The sequence below is a fragment of the Caballeronia sp. LZ065 genome (genome assembly GCF_031450975.1).
Classification (GTDB): Bacteria; Pseudomonadota; Gammaproteobacteria; order Burkholderiales; family Burkholderiaceae; genus Caballeronia.
The window spans coordinates 271,304-292,295 of the sequence record NZ_JARUXV010000004.1 but is presented as its reverse complement, the minus strand read 5'-3'; the positions used below and the strand labels follow the sequence as shown (position 1 = coordinate 292,295).

Sequence of the window (20,992 nt, the reverse complement as noted above, 5' to 3'; positions counted from 1 at the left end):
GCATGTTGTCTATACATTTTGAGTTGGTTACAGGACTTTCTCCATGACGTACTGGATGAAGCGCTGTTCCCGCACGACCACCGCCCGCGCCAGCAGGACCGTGAAGCCGCAATACTCGAAGAACGGCTTGGCTGTGACGCTGGCATACGTGTGCAGGCAGGTGATGCCGCACTCGTCGGCCTCGGCCTCGATGCGCGCGAGCAGCGAGGTCCCGACGCTCTTGCGCTGATGTTTCGGATGGACGAACAGCATGTCCACCAGGCCGTTCTTTTCCAGATCCGCGAATCCGGCGATGTCACCGTCGACCAACGCGACCCAGGTCGGCCGGGTCGCGCGGGCGAGTTCCCATTCGTCGCGATCGACTTGCGCCCACGCGTCGATCTGCGCCTGGTTGTAATCGGCCGAAGCGGTTTCTCGGATCGCGTGCTGAAACAACTCAATCACGGCGTCGAGATCGCTCGGCTGATAGGGTCTGACTTCGATGACCGGAAATCGTGCCATACCTTCACCTTCCTGCTTTCAAGAGTAATAAAAGATGGGGGTCAACGGCGTGCGGCCGACGCGAACAACGCGGCGCGCAAACGTTTGACATGCTGAATGCGAAAACGCGGGGACCGTCATGGAACGCGTTGTGTCAGGCGGCCACCGCGACCGTCGCAATGCCGAGCGCGGTCATGAGCAGCGAGGCGCCCACGTGCAGGGCGATCTCGGTGAACGCCCAGCCGAGCCGTCCTTGCTGGAGATGCGCGACCACTTCGGCTGAAAACGACGAGAACGTCGAGAGCCCGCCCATCAGCCCGGTGATGATGAACAGCCGCCACTCCACGGGGATATCGGGAAAGCGCGCGAACACCGCGACCGCCACGCCGATGATGTAGCCCGCGATGACGTTGGCCGCGAACGTGCCGAGCGGCAAGTTCGGAAAGACGGCGTTGAGACGCAGGCTCAAGACCCACCTGAGCAGCGACCCCAGGCCGCCGCCGATTCCCACGGCGATGATCGACAGATACATGTCAGTGTTGAAGCGGTTCGATGTTATTGAGATAGTGCGGAGGGTGCACAGGAGTCGGACTCATGCCGCGTCGGCAAGCCGCCCGATCAATGCGTCGCGGCTCGGCTCAACGATCCATCCGTCGCGGTGCCGCACGTGCGCGGCCCAGGTGCCGTCGCGCCGCTGTTCCCAGGAACCGGCCTCAAGGCCGTCGATGAACAGCGAGCCGCGCGCCGCGACCTGCGGCGCGGCGGGATCGAGAGTTTCGTCATCATTGTGTTCCAGCTTCACGTGGTGCATGAGGGTCGCCTGCGGTGTGCGTCAAGAGAAGGCCAGTCTCGCGGCGGCCTCCATTCTAGCCATAGACCACCCGATCCGTTAAGGCGCTTAACGTAACATGAAGGACATTGCCGAAAGGCAATTTAATGTGCGCACCACATGTTCGATGCATGGGGCATCGAAGGCGAGCGTGACCGCATCAATGCGTTCGAGCGCGGGCCACTGACTGAAGAGATCGGCATAAGCGCTGCTCTGCGCGCGCAGTTCGCAGCGATGCGCGGCGCGCGAAAGCTTAGGCATCCGATCAAGCGAGGCCGCGCCTTCGATGGTCTCGCGCGCCGCGAGCTGGATCGCCTCGCAGGCGGCCGATGGCGTTTCGGTCACGCCGCTCGAATAGCCGTGCGCGGTCTTGACGCACAGGAAGCGCGCGCCGGGAAACGCCGGCAATGTCTCGGCGCCGAACACATCGTCGCCGGTGAGCAGCGCGACGCGCGCGCCGTGTTCCTCGGCGAGCCGGCCATACAGGCCCGCTTCGCCGGTTTCCTCGCCGTCGAGCGTGACGCGCGCGAACGCCGCGCTGTTGATGGTGTGCGCGAGAATGCCGCGGCTTTGCGCACGCGCGTGATAGCCGATCATGAACACCACATCGGGCGTGGCTTCGAGTCCCGCCATCATGCCGAGCGTGCGCGGTTTGCCGAGCACGAGACGCACGCGCGGATCGAACAGGTCGGGCAGCAGATTGCGAAAGCCGCCGTGCGAATCGTTGATCCAGACCTGCGTCGCGCCGCCTTCAAACGCGCCGAGCGCGGCCGCGTTGGCTTCGTTCGACATCCAGCGGCGCGCGTTCTCGTACTCGCCGTTGCCGGCGCGCACCTGCTCCGGATGGAACACGCCCGCGATGCCTTCGATATCCGTCGAGATGAGTACTTTCATGATCGCGTTTGCAAAGCTTCGTTGAGCGAGACCCGTCGATGGCCGTCGCGCCCGATGACCGTCTGCGCGCTGAACAGCGCGTCGAGGATGGCCTGTTCGATGCTGTCGGCGGCGGCCTGGAACAGCGGGTCGAGCGCGGCGTCGGCGAGCAGCGGAGGAACGTTCACGTAGGCGGCATCGTGCGGCACGGTGTAGGCCGTCGAGAAGGCCAGCGCGATATCGCCGCTGCCGTGGCCATAGACCGAACCGGTGCGCGCGAGGCCCGCCGCCGCGCGCTGCGCGAGCCGTCGCAACTGACGCGCATCGAGCGGCGCATCAGTCGCGACGAGCATGATGATCGAGCCCTGCTCGGGCTTTGCTTGCGATGCGCCGTGCAGCTCGCGACCGAGCGCTACGCCGTCGATGGTCAGTTGCGGCAGGCGGCCGAAGTTGGCGAGCACGAGCGCGCCGGTCGTGTACTCGCTTGCGCCGGCGCGCGCCACGCGTGACGCCGTGCCGATGCCGCCCTTCAGCTCGAAGCACGACATGCCGCGACCCGCGCCCACTGCGCCGCGTTCGAACGTATCGCTGCAGGCATCGAGCGCGCGGCGGTAATGCGCTTCGTCCACGGCAAGCGCCTGCAAGTCGTTGAGATAGCCGTCATTGCATTCGAGCACGAGCGGATTGACGCTCGGCTCCTCGCGTCCGATGCGCGGATTCGCGTGAATCGCCGCACGAATCTGCGCGTTCGCGACCGTGCCGACGCCGAACGTGTTGGTCAGCGCAACCGGCGTTTCGAGCACGCCGAGCTCGTCCACCTGAATCAGCCCGACGCTCTTGCCGAAGCCATTGATGACGCAGGCCCCGGCGGGCGTTTTCGTGCGATACGGATCGCCCGGATGGGTACGCAACACCGTGACGCCGGTCTGGATTGCGCCCTGGTCGAGCGTGCAATGCCCGACGCTCACGCCGGCGACGTCCGCGATGCTGCCGCGCGCGCCCGCCTGCAACATGCCGATATGCGGCGCCTGCATCATGGCCGGTCGAGCTTCGGATCGAGCGCATCGCGCAGGCCGTCGCCGAGCAGGTTGAAGGCGAGCACCGTGAAGAAAATGGCCAGGCTCGGGAAGATCGCGACGTGCGGCGCCATGGCCATGTCGGCGCGTGCTTCGTTGAGCATCGCGCCCCACTCGGGCGTCGGCGGCTGCGCGCCGAGACCGAGGAACGACAGGCTGGCGGCGGTGATGATCGACGTGCCGATACGCATCGTGAAGTACACGACCACCGATGAAATCGTGCCCGGCAGGATGTGCCGCGCGAGAATCGTCCAGTCCGACGCGCCGATGCTGCGCGCCGCCTCGATATAAGTCAGATGCTTGAGCGCGAGCGTGTTGCCGCGCACGAGCCGCGCGAACGCGGGAATGCTGAAGATCGCGACCGCGCACACCACGTTCACCATGCCGTTGCCGAGAATCGCGACGACGCCGATGGCAAGCAGAATGCCCGGGAACGCGAACAGCACGTCGGCGACGCGCATCACGATGCGGTCCCACCAGCCTTCGTAATAACCGGCGAGCAACCCGAAGAAGGTGCCGATCACCGCGCCGATCACGACCGACAGCAAGCCCGCCGTCAACGAGATGCGGCTGCCGACAAGAATGCGGCTCAAAATATCGCGCCCGAGCGAATCGACGCCGAGCCAGTGCGCCGCCGAAGGACCCGCGTTGAGCGCGTCGTAGTCGAAGTAGTTTTCCGGATCATAAGGCGCGATGTACGGCGCGATGATCGCGATCACCACCAGCAGCAGCACGAACCCGGCCGCGATCAATGCAACATGCTGCCGCTTGAACTTGCGCCAGAATTCGCGCCACGGCGTGCGGATCTCCTGCGCGGCATTCACTGCGCTTTCTGCGGTCGCGCTCATGCGGTCCTCACTTGACTTACTTGAAACGGATGGTCGGGTTGATGACGGCGTACAGCACGTCCACGACCAGATTGATCACGATGAATTCGAGCGAAAACAGCAGCACTTCCGCCTGGATCACCGGGTAGTCGCGCATCTCGACGGCATCGACGAGCAGCCGTCCGAGGCCCGGCCAGTTGAATACCTTCTCGACCACGATCGAACCGCCGAGCAGGAAACCGAATTGCAGGCCCATCATCGTGACGACCGGAATCATCGCGTTGCGCAGGCAGTGCTTGACGATCACCATCGGCTCGTGGACGCCCTTCGCCCGCGCGGTACGCACGAAGTCCTCGCCCAGCACCTCGACAAAGGACGCGCGCGTGAAGCGCGCCATCACCGCGGCAACGGCCGCGCCCAGCGTGATGGACGGCAGCACGTAGCCCTTCCAGGTGCCGTCGCCGACAATCGGCAGCCAGCCGAGCTTCACCGAGAAAATCTCGATCAGCAGCATGCCGAGCGCGAACGCCGGAAACGAGATGCCGGAAACAGCGAGCGTCATGCCGAGCCGGTCGGGCCAGCGATTGCGCCACACCGCCGAGACAATCCCGATCGCCATGCCGAAGATCACCGCCCACACCATGCTTGCAAGCGTGAGCCAGAGCGTCGGCATGAAGCGCTCGGCGATTTCCGTCGAGACGGGCCGCTTGCTGCGCGTCGAGGTGCCGAAATCGAACTGCACGATCTTGCCGAAGAAGCTCACCAGTTGCTGCGGCAGCGGCTTGTCGAGACCGAGATCAGCACGCACCAGCGCAACGGTCTGTGCGTCCGCTTCGGGGCCGGCGGCGAGACGCGCCGGATCGCCGGGCAACATGTGCACGAAGAAGAACACCAACACTGCGACGATGACGAGCGTCGGCAGCAGGCCGAAAAGACGCTTGACGAGGAAAGTGAGCATCGTTTTGAGTCAGAGAGTGGCCGGGCGGCGAAGCCCGGCCACGGGCCATTACTTGATCGCGATCTCGTCGAAGCTGAACGAGCCGTCAGGCATCACGTACGCGCCCGACAGACGCTTGCTGCGCGCATACACGACCTTCTCCGTGACGAGGAAGATCCACGGCGCATCGGTCCAGATCTGCTTCTGCGCGTCGGCGTAGAGCTTCGCCTTCTCGCCGCGATCGGTCGTGGCGAGCGCTTTCGCGAGATCGTCGTCCACCTTGTCGTTCTTGTAGTACGCGGTGTTGAAGAGCTTCGGCGGGAACGACGAGCCGCCCAGCAGCGGCGAAATGGCCCAGTCCGCTTCGCCCGTCGACGACGACCAGCCGATATACAGCATGCGCACTGGTGCAGTCTTCGGATCCGGCGCGCTCTCGACGCGCTGCACGCGCTGGCCCGCTTCGAGCGCTTCGACCGTCGTCTTCACGCCCACCTGCGCGAGCTGCTGCTGAACGAACTGGATGATCTTCTGCGCGGTCGTGTGGTTATAGCCGGACCAGAGCGTGGTCTCGAAGCCGTTCGGATAGCCTGCTTCCTTCAGCAGTTCGCGCGCCTTCGCCGGATCGTATTTCCAGGGGCCGAGCTTGGTCGCGTAATCGACGCCCTGCGGCACCACGCCCTCGGCCGGCACCGCGTAGCCCGCGAATGCGACCTTCACCAGCGCTTCCTTGTTGATGGCGTAGTTGAGCGCCTCGCGCACCTTCGGATTGTCGAATGGCTTTTGCAGCACGTTCATGCTGACATAGCGCTGGATGATCGACGGCGCCGCAACCAGGTCCACCTTCGGACTCGACTTGAGCGTGGCGGCCTGCTCGAACGGAATCGAGAACGCGAAGTCCGCTTCGCCGGTCTGCATCAACGCGGCGCGGGTGTTGTTGTCCACTACCGGCTTCCAGTCGATCATGTCGATCTTCGGCAAGCCCTTTTTCCAGTAGCCGGCGAACTTCTTCACTTTCAGGTCGTCGGTCTGCTTCCATTCGACGAACTCGAACGGCCCCGTGCCGACCGGATGAAACGCAATCTCTTTGCCGTACTTCTTGAGCGCGGTCGGCGAGATCATCACCGCCGACGGGTGCGCCAGCACGTTGATGAACGCCGAGAACGGAATTTTCAGCGTGATCTTCACCGTGTACGGATCGATCACTTCGGTCTTCTCGATCTTGTTGAACAGGTTGTAGCGCTTGAGCTTGTTGTCCGGATTCGTGACCCGGTCGAACACGGCCTTCACCGCGTCCGCGTTGAAGTCGGTGCCGTCGTGGAACTTCACGTCCTTACGCAGATGAATCGTGTAGACCTTCGCATCCGGGCTCGCTTCGTAGCTCGTGGCGAGCACGGGTTGAATCTTCATGTCCTTGTCGAAACCGAACAGCCCTTGATAGAAGGACTTCGCCACCGCTTGCGAGAGCGTGTCGTTGGCGTCGTAGGGATCCATCGTCGTGAAGGTCGAGGCGACGGCCATCACGGCGGTGCTTTGCGCATGCGCCGCCGTGACCGGGCCGAGCGCGGCGAGCGTCGCGAAGGCGCCGGCTGCAATCAGCGCGCGCAACGAATGAGGACGAGAGGACGGCATCGGTTGACTCCTTGTTGAAGTGCTTTTAGTAAGCGCCGCCCACGTGATGCTCGGCGACAAAGTGATCTGGTCCGACCGCGACCAGTTTCGCGACTACGGGTTCGTCTCCGAGCGCGCGGATCGGGCTCGGGATTTCATCGGCGGCGAGCATGCGCTGCGCATGGCGGCGCGCGGGATCCGCCACCGGCACCGCGCTCATCAGCTTTCTCGTATAGGGATGACGCGGCGCCTCGAACACGGCGGCGCGCGGCCCGATCTCGACGATCTGCCCCAGGTACATCACCGCCACGCGATGGCTCACGCGTTCGACCACGGCCATGTCGTGCGAGATGAACAGATAGGCGACGCCCAGTTCCCGCTGCAGGTCGAGCATCAGATTGACGATCTGCGCGCGCACGGAGACATCGAGCGCGGAGACGGATTCGTCGGCGATCACGACCTTCGGGTTGAGCGCGAGCGCGCGTGCAATGGCGATGCGTTGCCGCTGTCCGCCGGAGAACTCATGCGGATAACGTTGCGCGGCTTCCGGCGGCAAGCCGACCTTGTCGAGCAGCCAGTCGACCCGCGCCTGCGCTTCGCGGCCGCTCGCGACGCCGTGCACCAGCAGCGGTTCCATCACCGAAAAGCCCACAGTAAGACGCGGATTGAGCGAGGCGAACGGGTCCTGGAAGATGAACTGGATATTGCGCCGCAGCGTCTGGAGCGCGTGTCCTTGCAGTGTGCTGATGTCGCGTCCGTCGAACTCGATGGAACCGCTCTGGCTCTCCACCAGCCTCAGCAGCGAGCGCCCGGTCGTCGACTTGCCGCAGCCCGACTCGCCGACGAGCGCCAGGGTCTCACCCGGACGCAGGTCGAAGCTCACGCGCTCGACCGCATGCACCGCCGCCGTCGTGCGGCCGAACAAGCCGGTCTTCACCGGGAAGCGCGTGACCAGGTCGCGCACGCGCAGGATCGGCGGCGCGGTTTGATCGACGGCGGGTTGCGTCTCGTGTCCCACCGCCTCGGCAGGACGCAGCGCGCTTGCATCGTCCGGCGCGGCTTCCACCGGCGCGACTTCGAGAATCGGGAACTTCGCGGGTCGGTCGGTGCCGTGCATCGCGCCCAGCGTGGGCACGGCCGCCAGCAATGCCTTCGTGTACGGATGCTGCGGCGCGTGGAACAATTGATCCGAACCGGCCTCCTCCACTTTCTCGCCGCGATACATCACCAGCACGCGATCCGCCACTTCGGCGACTACGCCCATGTCGTGCGTGATGAAGATCACGCCCATGTTCATCTCATTCTGCAAGCCGCGCACGAGTTGCAGGATCTGCGCCTGAATGGTCACGTCGAGCGCGGTGGTCGGTTCGTCGGCGATCAGCAGCGCCGGCTTGCACGACAGCGCCATCGCGATCATCACGCGCTGACGCATGCCGCCCGACAACTGATGCGGATAGCGCGAGAACACCCGTCTCGATTCGGGAATGCGCACGAGATCGAGCAGGCGCAACGCCTCGGCGCGTGCTTTGCTGCGGCTCTTGCCCTGATGCAGCGCGATGGCTTCCGCAATCTGGTCGCCGACCGTGAAGACCGGATTGAGCGAGGTCATCGGCTCCTGGAAGATCATCGCGATGTCGGCGCCGCGCACGCCGCGCATCGTCGCCGAAGACGCTTTCGCGAGATCCAGCACCTGGCCGTTGCGCCGCCTGAAGTCGATGCGGCCCGCCGTGATCCGGCCGCCGCCATGTTCGACGAGCCGCATCAGCGCAAGCGACGTCACCGACTTGCCCGAACCCGACTCGCCGACGATCGCCAGCGTCTCGCCGCGCTCGACGGAGAACGACACCTTGCGCACCGCTTCGACCGTACGCGCACGCGAGCGAAACGAAACCGACAGATCACGCACGTCGATGACGCGCGAACCAGGGAGCGTGGTGGCCGTATCGATCATCGGTAGATCGCCGTGACGGGCGCTTCACCCACGCGCGCGTAGCCGCGGTACATGCCTTCGGTGTTGAACGGCAGCACGACGTTGCCGCGCGCATCGACGGCGACGAGACCGCCGCGTCCGTCGATGCGCGGCAGCTTGTTCATCACGACATCGCGCGATGCTTCGTCGAGCGATACACCGCGATATTCCATTTGCGCCGCCACGTCATACGCCGCGAGCATACGGATGAACATCTCGCCCGTACCGGTGGTGGACACCGCGCAGGTGGCGTCGCTGGCGTAGCAGCCCGCGCCGATCAGCGGCGCATCGCCGACCCGGCCGGCCTGCTTGTTGGTGATGCCGCCCGTCGAGGTGGCCGCCGCGAGATGGCCCTGCGCATCGAGCGCGACCGCGCCGACCGTGCCGAACTTCTTCGCCGGATCGAGCGGATCGTCTTCGCCCGGTGCGTTCGATGTATCCGCTGCACCCGAAGCGCCCGCGAACGCGAAGGTCGCCGCGTCGTGATCGAGCATCGTGCGCGAGGTGCCGCGCGCCTTGAGCCACTGCTGATGACGCGCCTCGGTGTAGTAGTAGGACGGCTCGACGAATTCCAGTCCCTGCGCCTGCGCGAACGCTTCCGCGCCCGCCGCCGTGAACATCACGTGATCGCTCACGTCGAGCACGCGGCGCGCCGCCAGCACCGGATTCCTCACGCGCGTCACGCAGCTGACCGCGCCGGCTTCGAGCGTTGCGCCGTCCATCACGGAGGCATCCAGTTCATGCGTGCCCGCCGCCGTGAACACGGCGCCGTGGCCCGCGTTGAAAAGCGGACAGTCTTCGAGCAGGCGCACCGCCTCGGTGACCGCGTCGAGCGCGCTGCCGCCTTCGGCGAGCAGGCGCTGAGCCGCGCTCAAAATCTCGTTGAGCGCGGCGTGATAGCGCGCTTCGGCGTCGGGGTTCATCGCGCTGCGCACGATGGTGCCTGCGCCGCCATGAATGGCGATGACGGGGATGGCGTTCATGATTCGCGCGGTTCCGGTTGAAGGTGTCGCTTCGCGGCGGCGGGCCGGCTTGTCCGCAGCCCCTGCGTCTCGTTCGACGCCGACGGCGCCGGCGGCACGATGAGCCAGGGCAACACGAATTCGGTCAGACCCGATGCAGCCTCCACCGAGCGCTTCGCCCGGTGCGCAACTGCATCGCACAATGCTTCGATGACGGCCAGCACCGCCGTATCGCAATTCGCCGCGAGCCGCCGCTCGGCGCGGATCGCGAGCACCAGATCCGCCACCTGCGCGAGCGGCGAGGCGGCGTGATCCGTCAGCGCAATGACGCGCAGGCCGTGAGCGCGCGCGCGCCGCGCCAGCGTGATGGTGTCGTCCACATAGCGCGGAAACGCAATCGCCACGAGCACGTCGCCGGGCGTCGCGGTGAACAGACGTCGCGCCGCGTGCGACGGTCCGCCCATCAGCGCCAGCGACTGCACGTTCGCGCAATACGGCGTGAGCCCGTGCTCCATCAGTCCGGCGAGAAACGCGCTCGCGCCGTAGCCGAGCACGAACACGCGCGGCGCGGCGAGTATGGCCTCGACGATGGCTTCGGCAGTCGCGGCATCGACGGAGGTTTGCGCCAGATGCAGATTTGCCGCCGCCTGCGCGAGCGACGCATCGAACACGTCGGCGGCGCTCGCCGGTTGTTCGAGCGCGGTCCGCAGCCGCTCGACCGGCGCGATGGTCGCCTCGAAGCCGCGCACCAGCGCCTCGCGGAACGCCGGATAGCCGGAGAAGCCCAGCGCGCGTGCAAAGCGGTTCGCCGTCGCCACCGATGCCCCCACCGCGCCCGCGAGTTCGTCGATCCGCATGGTCGCCGAACGGAACAGGTTGGCCAGCACGAAGGCTCCCATGCGCCGGTGAATCGGCGTGAGCGTCGGCATGGCCGCGGTGATGCGCGCGGCGATCAGGTCGTCGGCACGAGCCGTTGCCTGCATGTGAGCGGAGACTGACTGCGTTCGGGACATGGAGCGCGCGAGTTCGTTGCCAGTGAGCGATGAAAGTATATTTACTCGAAAAACTCGCCAAAAAAAATTCATTTTCATCGCACTCGGGGTTTTCCGGGAGGCTTCGACGCCGCTTCGCACGCTGCGCGCTTCGGCCATGTCCGATGTCCCCGCCTCGCGCCTTCATGCACAATACGGGGCCAGACGCGCTGCAAGGCGTGCGCCCACCGGCCAACGACCCAGCATGAATTTCGACTTTCTTCCCGGCACGCTGCCGCAACAGATCGACGCCCATCCGTGGGCGCAGACCCTCGCGGGATTCATTGCGCTCGCGCTCATCGCGCTGTTCGTGCAATGGGTCGTGGCGCGCATCGTCCTGTATCTTGCGCACCGCTTGCTGGTGCTGGCCGGTCATGTGAAGTGGGATCAGGCGTTCATCCGGCGGCGCGCCTATCACCGGCTCTGGTACGCGGTGCCCTTCGCGACGATCGCGCTCGGTATCGACGAGGTGCCGCACGTCGGTCACTGGGCCACGATGATCGGCCGCGTGGCGCACGCCGGCGCGTGGATCTGCGCGTTTCTCGCCGCGGGCAGCGCGCTGTCCGCCTGGCAGGATGTCTACGCGGAAAGCAAGGAAGCGCAGACGCGTTCCATCAAGGGCTATATCCAGATCGGCAAGCTGGCGCTCGCGCTGGTGTGCGGCGTGCTCGTGCTGTCGATCCTCATCGACCGTTCGCCGCTCTGGATGCTGTCCGGCATCGGCGCGCTTTCTGCCGTGCTGTTGCTGGTGTTCAAGGACACGTTGCTGTCGCTGGTGGCGAGCACCCAGCTCACGTCGAACGACATGCTGCGCATCGGCGACTGGATCGAGATGCCGCAGGCCGCTGCGGATGGCTTCGTGAAGGACATCGCGTTGCACACGGTCAAGGTGCAGAACTGGGACAACACCGTGACGACAGTGCCGACCTACAAGCTCTTTTCGGAGAGCTACCGCAATTACCGGCACATGTTCGAATCGGGCGGGCGGCGCATCAAGCGCACGCTGCGCATCGACGCGCAATGCGTGCGCTTTCTGACCGACGAGGAAACCGCCCGGCTGATGCGCTTCCGCCTGCTGCACGACTATCTCGAACAGAAACAGACCGAAGTGGAACAGGCCAACCGCAACCTCGGCGAACTCGCGAACGAGCCGGCCAATCGCCGGCGGCTCACGAACATCGGCACCTTTCGCGCCTATGGGCTGGCCTATCTGCAACGGCATCCCGAGATCCGCCAGGACATGGCGATCATGGTGCGCATGATGGAGCCGGAATCGCAGGGCATTCCGGTGGAGGTCTACTGTTTCACCGCGACGACCGCGTGGACGCAATATGAGCGCATCCAGGGCGATGTATTCGACCATCTGCTGTCGATCCTTCCCGAGATGGGACTGCGGCTGTATCAGGCGCCGTCGGGCTCGGTCTTCAATGGCATGGCCGGGCGCCTGCGCGGCGAAATGCCGACGCTCTGAGCCGCATGGCGCATGGCATTCATGGCGTCATGCATTGCCTGAAGCACCGCCCTGAAAAAAGGATCAGGCAAGAATCCTCCAGTTTTGTGTATTCACGTTGACGTCTCCCGTCCGTACGATCTAACCATCGCCGATGCGCCCTTTTTCCGCAGCCTTGCAGCCGCGGCGGAGACGTTTTTTCTCGCGCATCGCCATTCAATCGTCATCAAGGGGAAACTCAACGTGATCGATCGCGTTCATGCCATGCGTGTCTTTACGCGTGTCGTCGATACGAACAGTTTCACGCGCGCCGCCGAATCACTGGGCATGCCGCGCGCGAGTGTTTCGACGACCGTGCAACAACTCGAAGCGCTGGTCGGCGTGCAATTGCTTGCACGCACGACCCGGCGCCTGAATCTCACCGTCGACGGCGCGGCGTACTACGAACGCAGCGCGCAGATTCTCGCCGACATCGACGAACTCGAATCCGGTTTCGGCGCGGGCGAGGAACGCCTGCGCGGCCGCCTGCGGGTGGAAATGCCGGATACCGTCGCGACGTCCATCGTCGTGCCCGCGCTGCCGGAATTTCATGCGCGCTTTCCGCAGATCGAGCTTTCGCTCGGTATCGGCAATCGCCATTTGGATCTGGTCGGCAGCGGCGTGGATTGCAGCGTGCAATTGGGCGAACTGCCGGATTCGGGTCTGGTCGCCCGGCGTCTGGGCGTGCTCGAACAAGTGACGTGCGCAAGCCCGGCTTATCTGGAGAAGCATGGCACGCCCGCGACGCTCGGCGAACTGGCGCAGCATGTCGCGGTGAACTGCGTGTCGGAGAAGACGGGCCGTCCTGCCGATTTCGATTTCGACGTGAACGGCGAGCCCGTCACGATGAAAATGCGCGGCTTCGTGCAGGTCGCTGACGAGCACGCGTATCTCGCGTGCGGCATCGAAGGGCTCGGGCTGATTCAGCCGCTGCGCATCGCAGCGCAGCCGTTTCTGCGCTCCGGACAGTTGCATGAAGTGCTGCCGGATTTGAAGGCGCCGCCGCTCAAGGTGTCAGTGGCGTTCCTGAAGAGCCGTCAGGCGACGCCGCGCGTCTCGGTGTTCGTCGACTGGCTGGCGACGCTGTTCGAGCGTTCGCAGCTGATCGACGACACGCTGACCAACCTGTATCGCTCGGCGCAACGGCGCGGCGGTCCGCGGCGCGATCGTCCGGAAGAGGAAACCGCGGACGCTTGACGACGTTGAACCCGGCGCGGGGTCAGCGCACCGGCGTGGCCGCGTTCGCGCCAACGACCGTATTCCACTTGCGCACTTCCCAGCGCGTCACGAGCCCGTTGGTCACATACGGATCGTTCTTCGCAAACGCCTCCGCCACCGCCGGAGAATCACTGTGAAACAGCAGCATGGCGCGGTCGGCGGGGGCGTCGAGCGCGCCTGCCAGCACGATCTCGCCGCGCTCGACCGCAGCCCACGCCAGCGCAAGATGCGCATCGCGAAACTCGGCGCGACGATCCAGATAATCCGCACACAGTTCGTAGATCAACAGGTGATGCATCGCCTTCTCCTGAAGTGAATCGGCGGTCCGCCGATTTGGCTGATTCTGGCGCAATTTCAACGCGATGGTTGGCGCTCCGATTCGATGGGCAATCAGACCTGTCCTATCCCTTTGCGAAACGGCTTCGCACATCATGGACCGAAGCCGCCGAGGACCGACATGAGCTGCAATCAACCGCCCTGCAATACCTGTTTGAAGCCCGACTGCCGGAGGTGCCCGTGGACCGCTCCGTCCGATGCAACGGAGCGTGCGCCCGAGCGACCCTCCACGACGCAAGTGTTCATCACGCTGACGGTGGAGCGGCGCGAGACGGAGCGCGCGCGGGCCTCATGGCTGCGCAAGTGCGCGCGGCGTGTGCTCGCCCTGTTTCGACGTTGAATCACACGCCACCGCGGCTCAGTTCGGCTTGTCGAAATCGTTCTCCGCCCAGCGCTCGGCGCTTGCCTTCGTCAGCTTGAATGCCGGCGAGACGCGCGCATGCGCGAGCTGCGTGCCGAAGGCATCGAGCGCCTTCAGATTGGCGTAGGGATCGTCTTCATCGGGCACGATCTCCAGCGTCACGGTGACCTCTTCGCCGTTCACTTCGATCGTGAGATTCTTGTGCAGCATCGCATGCCGCTGCTGTTCGTGGCGGCGCAGCACTTCCGACGCCGTCTTTACCAGCGTGCGGAACGCCGCGCCGTCGAGCGGCTTGGGGTTCTTCTTGTCGCGGCCCATGGTCCACGGGCCGACGAGCGCGGGCTCGGCCTCGCCCGCCTGGATCATCGCGACAGCCCAGCCGTCGTCGTCTTCGTTCTTGATGACCCGCGCGGTCCAGCCGTCATCGCGCCACAGGCGGTCTTCGTGGATGGCTTCGTCGGCGGAGGGGAATTCGGAATCGGTCATGGCGTAAATGCGCAAGCATGCAGTGAGGCAATGCGCCGGATTTTACCGTGTCAACGATGCGCGGCATTGTTCGTGCTGATGCAACCGTCCGAATGGCCGATCCCGGCCTCCCGTGCTTCGCCATGGCCCTGTCATACCCAAACGCAGTGCGCCGTGCTAATTTGAAGCTACCGGATGTTCCCGGAAACACCGGCAGCTCAGGTCAGAAGCCGTCAACTACTGCTAAGGAGCAAGCGCATGTTCGCATTCATCGGTACTTTGATCGTGGGACTCGTTGTCGGCCTGATCGCGCGCGCCGTCAAGCCTGGCGACGACAACATGGGCTGGATCATGACCATCGTGCTCGGCATCGCCGGCTCGCTGATCGCCGGCTATGTGGGCCGCGCGCTCGGCTGGTATCAGCCGGGGCAACCGGCCGGCTGGATTGCTTCCGTGATCGGCGCAATCGTGCTGCTGGTCGTCTGGGGGATGATCCGCAAGCGCAGCACGTGAGCATGCATTGAGGGAGTTAACGCCTCGCCCTGCACCGGGCGAGGCGTTTTTTTATGCGCCTCTATGCATTCAAATGCGCAAAGTCCAGTTCCTCGCCGCCGCGCACGACCCGCGCGGGCAGCGCGCCGCCCAGCCAATAGGACAGTTCGGCGGGCCGGCCAATGCGCCATGCAACGAAATCCGCCGTCTTGCCCGCTTCGAGCGATCCATGGGTGGCATCGAGACCCAGCGCCCGCGCCGCGTGGAGCGTCACGCCGGCGAGCGCTTCTTCCGGCGTCAGGCGAAACAGCGTGCAACCCATATTGAGCATCAGACGTAGCGACAACGCGGGCGAGGTGCCCGGATTCATGTCGCTGGCGAGCGCGATGGGCACACGCTGGCGGCGCAGCGCATCGACGGGCGGACACTGCGTCTCGCGCAACAGATAGAACGCGCCGGGCAGCAACACGGCGACCGTGCCGGACTGCGCCATCGCTTCGGCATCGGCTTCGGTCATGTATTCGAGATGATCCGCCGAGAGCGCCCGATAACGCGCCGCCAGCGTCGCGCCATGCAGGGACGACAACTGTTCTGCATGCAGCTTGACGGGGACGCCGAGTTCCTGCGCGCAACGGAACACGCGTTCCACTTGCTGCGGCGAGAATGCAATGTGCTCGCAGAAGGCATCGACGGCATCGACGAGACCTTCGGCCACGAGCGCGGGCAGCATCACGTCGCAGATATGGCCGATGTAGTCGTCCGGGCGCGCCGCGTATTCGGGCGGCAGAGCGTGCGCGGCGAGACAGGTGGCGCGCACCGTCAGCGGCAGGGCGTCGGCCAGACGGCGCGCCACCCGCAGCATCTTGCGCTCGCTGGGGAGATCCAGACCATAGCCGGACTTCACCTCGATCGTCGTCACGCCTTCGCGCAGCAAGCCGAGCGCACGCGTGCGCGCTGCGTCGAATAACGCGTCCTCGCTGGCTGCGCGGGTCGCGCGCACGGTTCCGGCGATGCCGCCGCCGCGCGCCGCGATGTCCGCGTAGCTCACGCCTTGCAGACGCTCTTCGAACTCGCCGCTGCGGTCGCCGCCGAACACCAGATGCGTGTGGCAATCGACCAGACCGGGCGTCACCCACGCGCCTTGCAGATCGACGCGCTTGCATGCATCAGACTCGGGCGCCGCCGCGCGCGGGCCGATCCACTCGATACGCGGCCCATCGGTGAGAATCGCCGCGTCCTCGATACTCGAATACGCGCCATTCGCCATCGTTGCGGCGTTGCAGTGATGCCAGAGTGTCTTCATCGCGTGATCATCGGCAGATCGAGACCCTGCTCGCGCGCGCATTCCACGGCGATGTCGTAGCCCGCATCCGCATGACGCATGACGCCGCTCGCCGGATCGTTGTGCAACACGCGGGCGATGCGGGCATCGGCTTCATGGCTACCGTCGCACACGATCACGACGCCCGCATGCTGCGAGAAGCCCATGCCGACGCCGCCGCCATGATGCAGCGACACCCACGTCGCGCCGCTCGCGGTGTTGAGCAGCGCGTTGAGGAGCGGCCAGTCGGATACGGCGTCGGAGCCGTCGCGCATCGCCTCGGTCTCGCGATTCGGGCTCGCGACCGAACCCGAATCCAGATGATCCCGGCCGATCACGACCGGCGCGGACAGTTCGCCGTTACGCACCATTTCGTTGAACGCGAGGCCGAGTTTCGCGCGCTGGCCCAGACCGACCCAGCAGATGCGCGCAGGCAGGCCCTGGAAGCTGATGCGTTCGCGCGCCATGTCGAGCCAGCGATGCAGATGAGCGTCGTCGGCGATCAGTTCCTTCACCTTCGCATCGGTGCGATAGATGTCTTCCGGATCGCCGGACAACGCGGCCCAGCGAAACGGCCCGACGCCCCGGCAGAACAGCGGCCGGATATAGGCCGGCACGAAGCCCGGGAAGTCGAACGCGTTCGTGACGCCTTCTTCCTTGGCCATCTGGCGGATGTTGTTGCCGTAGTCGAAGGTCGGCACGCCCTGTTCGCGGAACGCGAGCATGGCGCGGACATGCTCCGCCATCGACTGCTTCGCCGCCTTCACCGTGCCCGCGGGATCGCTCTGCGCGCGGTCGCGATACTGCGCCCAAGTCCAGCCCTTCGGCAGATAGCCGTTCAGCGGATCGTGCGCGCTCGTCTGATCGGTGACCATGTCGGGGCGCACGCCGCGCCGGACCAGTTCGGGCAGCACGTCGGCGGCGTTGGCGCACAGTGCGACCGATACCGTCCGGCCTTCGCTGGTGTAGCGCTGCATGCGTGCAAGGGCGTCGTCGAGATCGGTGGCCTGCTCATCGACGTAACGCGTCTTCAGGCGGAAATCGATGCGGCTCTGCTGGCATTCGATATTGAGCGAACACGCGCCCGCCAGCGTCGCGGCGAGCGGCTGCGCGCCACCCATGCCGCCCAGTCCGGCTGTGAGGACCCAGCGCCCCTTGAGATCGCCGGCGTAATGCTGCCGCCCTGCTTCGACGAACGTCTCGTAGGTGCCCTGCACGATCCCCTGACTGCCGATGTAGATCCAGCTGCCGGCGGTCATCTGGCCGTACATGGCGAGACCTTTGGCGTCGAGTTCGTTGAAATGCTCCCAGCTGGCCCAGTGCGGCACGAGGTTCGAATTGGCGATCAGCACGCGCGGCGCGTTCTCATGCGTCCGGAACACCCCGACCGGCTTGCCCGACTGGATCAGCAGCGTTTCGTCGGCTTCGAGGCGCTTCAGCGTCTCGACGATCTGGTCGAAACACGCCCAGTCCCGCGCCGCCCGGCCGATGCCGCCATACACCACCAGTTCCCGCGGATTCTCGGCGACCTCGGGATCGAGGTTGTTCATCAGCATGCGCAAAGGCGCCTCGGTCAGCCAGCTTTTGGCGTTCAGCCGGGTGCCGCGCGGCGCGCGAATTTCGATGTCGCGGAAACGGGAAGATGAAGTCACGGGCAGCTCCTGAATGGACGTAGGACGTGAACGTTGTCGCGCACGCCGGATCGACCTCATCTTCTTGTATATACAACTTGGGTTGTATTAGGGCGAACCCGATGCCTTATGTGCCGTAATGGCTTCATGCGACGGCATGCTTGTATAGACAATACTCACGGCATCGGCAGGCCGCTGTCGCGCTTGATCTCGCGCAACGACAACATCGATTCCACCGCCGTCACACCCGGAAGCGTCCGCAATACATCGCGAAGGAATTCGCCGTATTCGTCCAGATCGCGCGCCACCACTTGCAGAAGATAATCGGCGGTGCCTGAAATGTTGTGGCAGGACAGGATGCGGGAAATGCCGTGAATCTCGCGCTCGAAGCGGTCGGACAACGCGCGGTCGTGCACGCTGAACCGCACCTGGGCGAACGCGACGACACCGAGTTGCAGCGCCTTGCGCGACAGCATGGCGCGATAGCCGTCGATAAAGCCTTCGCTCTCCAGACGCTTCAGCCGGCGAGCACAGGGCGTTTCGCTCAGGCCGACGCGCTCGGCGAGCTTCGCCACGGGCATGCGTCCGTCCTGCTGGAGCGCGGCGAGCATCGCGCGGTCGATTCGGTCCAGATCGGTCATGGTGGTTTCCCCTTTTCTTTGTGGATATTCTAGGGGAAAGCAACCTCGGGATGCGGAAGAGTATCTGAAATTGCCAGAAATCGCTTCAAACCTCATGGCACGATGATGCCCTCATACGGGAGTTTCATCATCATGGTTTCGGCACATTTGCTCTGGGTTTTCATTGGCGCGCTCGCCCTCGTCTACGCGTTGCCGGGACCTGACATGGCGCTCGTCCTGCAAACGAGCGCCACCCGGGGCATCCGACACGGCGTCGCGGTGGCATGTGGACTGGCCTCCGCGCGCGCCACGCATGTGACGCTCTCGGCGCTCGGCGTCGCCGCGCTGCTGCGCAGTGCGCCCTGGCTCTATGACGGCGTGCGCATCGCAGGCGGCGTGTATCTCGCCTATGTCGCGGTCCAGATCTTCCGCTCGCCGGCCTTCGGACTCGATACCGCGGCCGCCAGCGCCAGCGCGCCGACACTGCGCGCCGCCTATGCGAAAGGCATCCTGAGCAGCATCCTCAATCCCAAGGCGCTCCTCTTCTGCTCCGTGTTGCTGCCGCAATTCGTGCATCCGGACGCCGGGCCGGTCTGGTCGCAAGTGCTTGAACTGGGTGTGGTGCTGGTGGTCGTGGGCATGGCATTCGATCTTGCGATGGTCGCCGGCACCACGCATCTCTCCAGCTGGCTCAAGCGCCATCCGAGAGCGCAGACCGTGCAGCGCTGGACCTTTTCCGCCGCGCTGCTTGCATTCGCCGTGCGGCTGTCGCTGGACTGAAGCACGTGGCCCTTCGCGGGCAAGTCAGCTTTCCAGCGGCTTCAGAAAGAGTTCGTGCTTCGGCGCGAAATGCGCATAGAGCGGCAGGATCGCGCCGCCCATCGCGCGGGCGTCGGGGCCGATCTGCCCTTCCACCAGACGCGGCCGCGCCATGCCTTGCCAGTCGAAGCCGGACAGGGCCTGGTCGGTGGCACGGATCACTTCGCGCAGCAACGTGCGATCGATTTCTCCGTCGATCACCACCGCCTCCAGATCCAGCAGCGCCGCCGACGACGCAATCCCGTGCGCGATGGCCGGACACGTCTCGCTCATCCACGCCTGCGCGAGCGGCCGCCATGCAGTGGACCACGCGCGTGCGTCGTGGGCCGCCTCGGCGGGCGCGCCCGCGGCGGCCAACGCCTTCTCCAGCACATACACCGATGCCGTGTTGAGCAGTTGACCGGGCTGGCCATCGCTGGCACTGCGGGTGAGTGGCAGGGAACCGATGGCGCCCGCATTGCCGCCGGGACCCGCGTGCAGCCGGCCATCGATCACGAGTCCGCCGCCAATGAACGTGCCGATGAACACGTAGAGGAAATTGCGCAACCCGCGCCCTTGACCCATCACGAGTTCGGCGGCGCAGGCGGCGGTCGTGTCCTTCGCGAACTCGACCGGCAGCGCGGTCATCGCGCCGATGCGCGCGCGGATGTCGATCTCGTTCCAGGCCGCGAGCGCGTCGGGGGGCGTGTCGAAGAAATCGCGCCAGCCGCCGAGCCACAGCGGCGCGGCCACGCCAATCCCGGCGATCTTGCTTGCGTGCTCGCCGAGCGCGGCCGTCACGCGCGCGAGGCGCTTTTCGAGCGCCGGAAACAGCGCGCGCGGATCGGGATACGCATAGTCGAGGGTTTCGCGCGCACGCACGTTGCCGCAAAAGTCCATCGACAGCACATCGAGACTTCGCCGCCCCACCTTCACGCCGATCGAAAACGCGCCGTCCGCGCGCAGCGAAATGGGCACCGACGGCTGGCCGAGGCGTCCCGGCACGCGCGTGCGCGGTTCCTTGGCCAGCAGGCCGTCGCCGATCAGATGATCGACGATCAGCGACACGGTCTGCATCGAGAGACGCGTGAGGCGGGCGATATCGGCCTTGGGCAACGCGCCGTGCAGACGGATGGCCTGCAGGACGATGCGCTCGTTGAACTGCCGCATACCCAGCTGATTGGAGCCGATGGATTGCGTGGAAACGAGAGGCGTCCGCCCGGGCTTGGGATCAGGCATCGGCGCGGGCCTCGCGGCGCGGCCGCGCGCGTCGGACAACATTCATGGACAGGTCCCCGTGTGGCTTATTCTGCTGATTTTATCGGCTAAAGCGGCCTGTTCCGATTCTGGCAAGCGCCTGACTTGCCAATCGGTCAGCCTCAACCGTTATTTTTGACGCGATTTTTAGTCGGTTATGTTCGGCGGCAGGATCATTCATCAAACCTCGCCGAAACATGAGCACACTCGAAGCGCTGCACGCCATCGTCAACGACGACAACGCGCCCCAGATCATCCGCGATCACATCGTCGATTCGCTGCAGTTCGCGCTGCGCAATCATCCGGGCTATTTCACCCGCAAGGAAATCCAGTGGCTCGCGCAATGGGACGACACGCGCATTCCCATCGCGGCAAGCAAGATTCTCAACGAGATGGACACCGCGTGATCGAC

General features: G+C 65.1%; 22 protein-coding genes. 5 read left to right on the top strand and 17 right to left on the bottom strand.

Annotated features, from left to right (window positions below; genetic code table 11):
• Window positions 1-27: 27 nt before the first annotated feature.
• The 11 genes from QCE63_RS27865 to QCE63_RS27815 form a co-directional block, all read right to left on the bottom strand.
• Window positions 28-501, bottom strand: a complete 474-nt coding sequence (locus QCE63_RS27865; RefSeq protein WP_309837677.1) for a GNAT family N-acetyltransferase — start codon at window positions 499-501, stop codon at window positions 28-30.
• Window positions 502-634: 133 nt separating this feature from the next.
• Window positions 635-1,012, bottom strand: a complete 378-nt coding sequence (gene crcB, locus QCE63_RS27860; RefSeq protein ID WP_309837675.1) for a fluoride efflux transporter CrcB — start codon at window positions 1,010-1,012, stop codon at window positions 635-637.
• 60 nt (window positions 1,013-1,072) lie between these two features.
• Entirely contained in the window at window positions 1,073-1,291 is a 219-nt protein-coding gene (locus QCE63_RS27855) for a hypothetical protein (RefSeq protein WP_309837674.1), read from the bottom strand.
• A gap of 87 nt (window positions 1,292-1,378) precedes the next feature.
• Entirely contained in the window at window positions 1,379-2,203 is an 825-nt protein-coding gene (locus tag QCE63_RS27850; RefSeq protein ID WP_309837672.1) for a M55 family metallopeptidase, read from the bottom strand.
• On the bottom strand, window positions 2,200-3,219 hold the full coding sequence (locus QCE63_RS27845; protein ID WP_309837671.1) for a P1 family peptidase: 1,020 nt from the start codon (window positions 3,217-3,219) through the stop codon (window positions 2,200-2,202). The genes QCE63_RS27850 and QCE63_RS27845 overlap by 4 nt, the downstream gene beginning before the upstream one ends.
• Window positions 3,216-4,106 carry a glutathione ABC transporter permease GsiD gene (gene gsiD, locus QCE63_RS27840; protein WP_309819600.1) on the bottom strand — a complete coding sequence of 297 codons (891 nt, stop codon included), beginning with the start codon at window positions 4,104-4,106 and terminating at the stop codon, window positions 3,216-3,218. Before gsiD ends, QCE63_RS27845 begins: the two co-directional genes overlap by 4 nt.
• A 16-nt stretch (window positions 4,107-4,122) precedes the next feature.
• Window positions 4,123-5,043, bottom strand: coding sequence for a glutathione ABC transporter permease GsiC (gene gsiC / locus QCE63_RS27835; protein ID WP_309819598.1), 921 nt, complete (start codon window positions 5,041-5,043; stop codon window positions 4,123-4,125).
• Window positions 5,044-5,091: 48 nt separating this feature from the next.
• Window positions 5,092-6,651 (bottom strand): glutathione ABC transporter substrate-binding protein GsiB, encoded by a 1,560-nt coding sequence (gsiB, locus tag QCE63_RS27830; protein WP_309837670.1) that lies wholly within the window; start codon window positions 6,649-6,651, stop codon window positions 5,092-5,094.
• A gap of 25 nt (window positions 6,652-6,676) precedes the next feature.
• Entirely contained in the window at window positions 6,677-8,581 is a 1,905-nt protein-coding gene (locus QCE63_RS27825) for a dipeptide ABC transporter ATP-binding protein (RefSeq protein WP_309837668.1), read from the bottom strand.
• Window positions 8,578-9,582 carry an isoaspartyl peptidase/L-asparaginase gene (locus QCE63_RS27820; RefSeq protein ID WP_309837667.1) on the bottom strand — a complete coding sequence of 335 codons (1,005 nt, stop codon included), beginning with the start codon at window positions 9,580-9,582 and terminating at the stop codon, window positions 8,578-8,580. The genes QCE63_RS27825 and QCE63_RS27820 overlap by 4 nt, the downstream gene beginning before the upstream one ends.
• Entirely contained in the window at window positions 9,579-10,574 is a 996-nt protein-coding gene (locus QCE63_RS27815) for a MurR/RpiR family transcriptional regulator (RefSeq protein ID WP_309837665.1), read from the bottom strand. Before QCE63_RS27815 ends, QCE63_RS27820 begins: the two co-directional genes overlap by 4 nt.
• Before the next feature lie 223 nt (window positions 10,575-10,797).
• Here QCE63_RS27815 and QCE63_RS27810 point away from each other — a divergent pair, with 223 nt between their 5' ends.
• On the top strand, window positions 10,798-12,063 hold the full coding sequence (locus tag QCE63_RS27810) for a mechanosensitive ion channel family protein (RefSeq protein WP_309837663.1): 1,266 nt from the start codon (window positions 10,798-10,800) through the stop codon (window positions 12,061-12,063).
• Window positions 12,064-12,285: 222 nt separating this feature from the next.
• The gene (locus tag QCE63_RS27805) at window positions 12,286-13,278 is read left to right on the top strand and encodes a LysR substrate-binding domain-containing protein (protein ID WP_309837661.1); all 993 of its coding nucleotides are present in this window, start codon (window positions 12,286-12,288) and stop codon (window positions 13,276-13,278) included.
• Window positions 13,279-13,300: 22 nt separating this feature from the next.
• Here the strand turns inward: QCE63_RS27805 and QCE63_RS27800 are convergent, their stop codons facing one another.
• Window positions 13,301-13,597 carry a YciI-like protein gene (locus tag QCE63_RS27800; protein WP_309837660.1) on the bottom strand — a complete coding sequence of 99 codons (297 nt, stop codon included), beginning with the start codon at window positions 13,595-13,597 and terminating at the stop codon, window positions 13,301-13,303.
• 396 nt (window positions 13,598-13,993) lie between these two features.
• Window positions 13,994-14,482 (bottom strand): hypothetical protein, encoded by a 489-nt coding sequence (locus QCE63_RS27795; RefSeq protein ID WP_309837659.1) that lies wholly within the window; start codon window positions 14,480-14,482, stop codon window positions 13,994-13,996.
• Window positions 14,483-14,719: 237 nt separating this feature from the next.
• On the opposite strand from QCE63_RS27795, the gene QCE63_RS27790 reads away from it, so the two are divergent.
• Complete coding sequence (locus QCE63_RS27790) at window positions 14,720-14,974, top strand: GlsB/YeaQ/YmgE family stress response membrane protein (protein WP_309837657.1); 255 nt, start codon at window positions 14,720-14,722, stop codon at window positions 14,972-14,974.
• Between the two features lie 61 nt (window positions 14,975-15,035).
• Here the strand turns inward: QCE63_RS27790 and hutI are convergent, their stop codons facing one another.
• The 3 genes from hutI to QCE63_RS27775 form a co-directional block, all read right to left on the bottom strand.
• Window positions 15,036-16,256 carry an imidazolonepropionase gene (gene hutI, locus QCE63_RS27785; RefSeq protein WP_309837656.1) on the bottom strand — a complete coding sequence of 407 codons (1,221 nt, stop codon included), beginning with the start codon at window positions 16,254-16,256 and terminating at the stop codon, window positions 15,036-15,038.
• The gene (gene hutU, locus QCE63_RS27780) at window positions 16,253-17,926 is read right to left on the bottom strand and encodes a urocanate hydratase (RefSeq protein ID WP_309837654.1); all 1,674 of its coding nucleotides are present in this window, start codon (window positions 17,924-17,926) and stop codon (window positions 16,253-16,255) included. Before hutU ends, hutI begins: the two co-directional genes overlap by 4 nt.
• Window positions 17,927-18,081: 155 nt before the next feature.
• The gene (locus tag QCE63_RS27775) at window positions 18,082-18,546 is read right to left on the bottom strand and encodes an Lrp/AsnC family transcriptional regulator (protein ID WP_309837653.1); all 465 of its coding nucleotides are present in this window, start codon (window positions 18,544-18,546) and stop codon (window positions 18,082-18,084) included.
• Between the two features lie 132 nt (window positions 18,547-18,678).
• Between QCE63_RS27775 and QCE63_RS27770 the strand changes: the two genes are divergently transcribed.
• Window positions 18,679-19,305: a LysE family translocator gene (locus QCE63_RS27770; protein WP_309837652.1), complete on the top strand. Its 627-nt coding sequence runs from the start codon at window positions 18,679-18,681 to the stop codon at window positions 19,303-19,305.
• Between the two features lie 24 nt (window positions 19,306-19,329).
• Here QCE63_RS27770 and QCE63_RS27765 read toward each other — a convergent pair whose 3' ends face one another.
• A complete protein-coding gene (locus QCE63_RS27765) occupies window positions 19,330-20,562 on the bottom strand; it encodes an ROK family transcriptional regulator (RefSeq protein ID WP_309837650.1) in 1,233 nt (410 codons plus the stop codon).
• Between the two features lie 215 nt (window positions 20,563-20,777).
• Between QCE63_RS27765 and QCE63_RS27760 the strand changes: the two genes are divergently transcribed.
• Window positions 20,778-20,987 (top strand): hypothetical protein, encoded by a 210-nt coding sequence (locus QCE63_RS27760; protein WP_309819565.1) that lies wholly within the window; start codon window positions 20,778-20,780, stop codon window positions 20,985-20,987.
• Window positions 20,988-20,992 lie beyond the last annotated feature (5 nt).

Excerpts from the sequence above, each read along its gene's own strand:
- QCE63_RS27865 (WP_309837677.1), bottom strand. The coding sequence starts at position 501 with ATGGCACGATTTCCGGTCATCGAAGTCAGACCCTATCAGCCGAGCGAT.
- crcB (WP_309837675.1), bottom strand. The coding sequence starts at position 1,012 with ATGTATCTGTCGATCATCGCCGTGGGAATCGGCGGCGGCCTGGGGTCG.
- QCE63_RS27855 (WP_309837674.1), bottom strand. The coding sequence starts at position 1,291 with ATGCACCACGTGAAGCTGGAACACAATGATGACGAAACTCTCGATCCC.
- QCE63_RS27850 (WP_309837672.1), bottom strand. The coding sequence starts at position 2,203 with ATGAAAGTACTCATCTCGACGGATATCGAAGGCATCGCGGGCGTGTTC.
- QCE63_RS27845 (WP_309837671.1), bottom strand. The coding sequence starts at position 3,219 with ATGATGCAGGCGCCGCATATCGGCATGTTGCAGGCGGGCGCGCGCGGC.
- gsiD (WP_309819600.1), bottom strand. The coding sequence starts at position 4,106 with ATGAGCGCGACCGCAGAAAGCGCAGTGAATGCCGCGCAGGAGATCCGC.
- gsiC (WP_309819598.1), bottom strand. The coding sequence starts at position 5,043 with ATGCTCACTTTCCTCGTCAAGCGTCTTTTCGGCCTGCTGCCGACGCTC.
- gsiB (WP_309837670.1), bottom strand. The coding sequence starts at position 6,651 with ATGCCGTCCTCTCGTCCTCATTCGTTGCGCGCGCTGATTGCAGCCGGC.
- QCE63_RS27825 (WP_309837668.1), bottom strand. The coding sequence starts at position 8,581 with ATGATCGATACGGCCACCACGCTCCCTGGTTCGCGCGTCATCGACGTG.
- QCE63_RS27820 (WP_309837667.1), bottom strand. The coding sequence starts at position 9,582 with ATGAACGCCATCCCCGTCATCGCCATTCATGGCGGCGCAGGCACCATC.
- QCE63_RS27815 (WP_309837665.1), bottom strand. The coding sequence starts at position 10,574 with ATGTCCCGAACGCAGTCAGTCTCCGCTCACATGCAGGCAACGGCTCGT.
- QCE63_RS27810 (WP_309837663.1), top strand. The coding sequence starts at position 10,798 with ATGAATTTCGACTTTCTTCCCGGCACGCTGCCGCAACAGATCGACGCC.
- QCE63_RS27800 (WP_309837660.1), bottom strand. The coding sequence starts at position 13,597 with ATGCATCACCTGTTGATCTACGAACTGTGTGCGGATTATCTGGATCGT.
- QCE63_RS27795 (WP_309837659.1), bottom strand. The coding sequence starts at position 14,482 with ATGACCGATTCCGAATTCCCCTCCGCCGACGAAGCCATCCACGAAGAC.
- QCE63_RS27790 (WP_309837657.1), top strand. The coding sequence starts at position 14,720 with ATGTTCGCATTCATCGGTACTTTGATCGTGGGACTCGTTGTCGGCCTG.
- hutI (WP_309837656.1), bottom strand. The coding sequence starts at position 16,256 with ATGAAGACACTCTGGCATCACTGCAACGCCGCAACGATGGCGAATGGC.
- QCE63_RS27775 (WP_309837653.1), bottom strand. The coding sequence starts at position 18,546 with ATGACCGATCTGGACCGAATCGACCGCGCGATGCTCGCCGCGCTCCAG.
- QCE63_RS27770 (WP_309837652.1), top strand. The coding sequence starts at position 18,679 with ATGGTTTCGGCACATTTGCTCTGGGTTTTCATTGGCGCGCTCGCCCTC.
- QCE63_RS27765 (WP_309837650.1), bottom strand. The coding sequence starts at position 20,562 with ATGCCTGATCCCAAGCCCGGGCGGACGCCTCTCGTTTCCACGCAATCC.
- QCE63_RS27760 (WP_309819565.1), top strand. The coding sequence starts at position 20,778 with ATGAGCACACTCGAAGCGCTGCACGCCATCGTCAACGACGACAACGCG.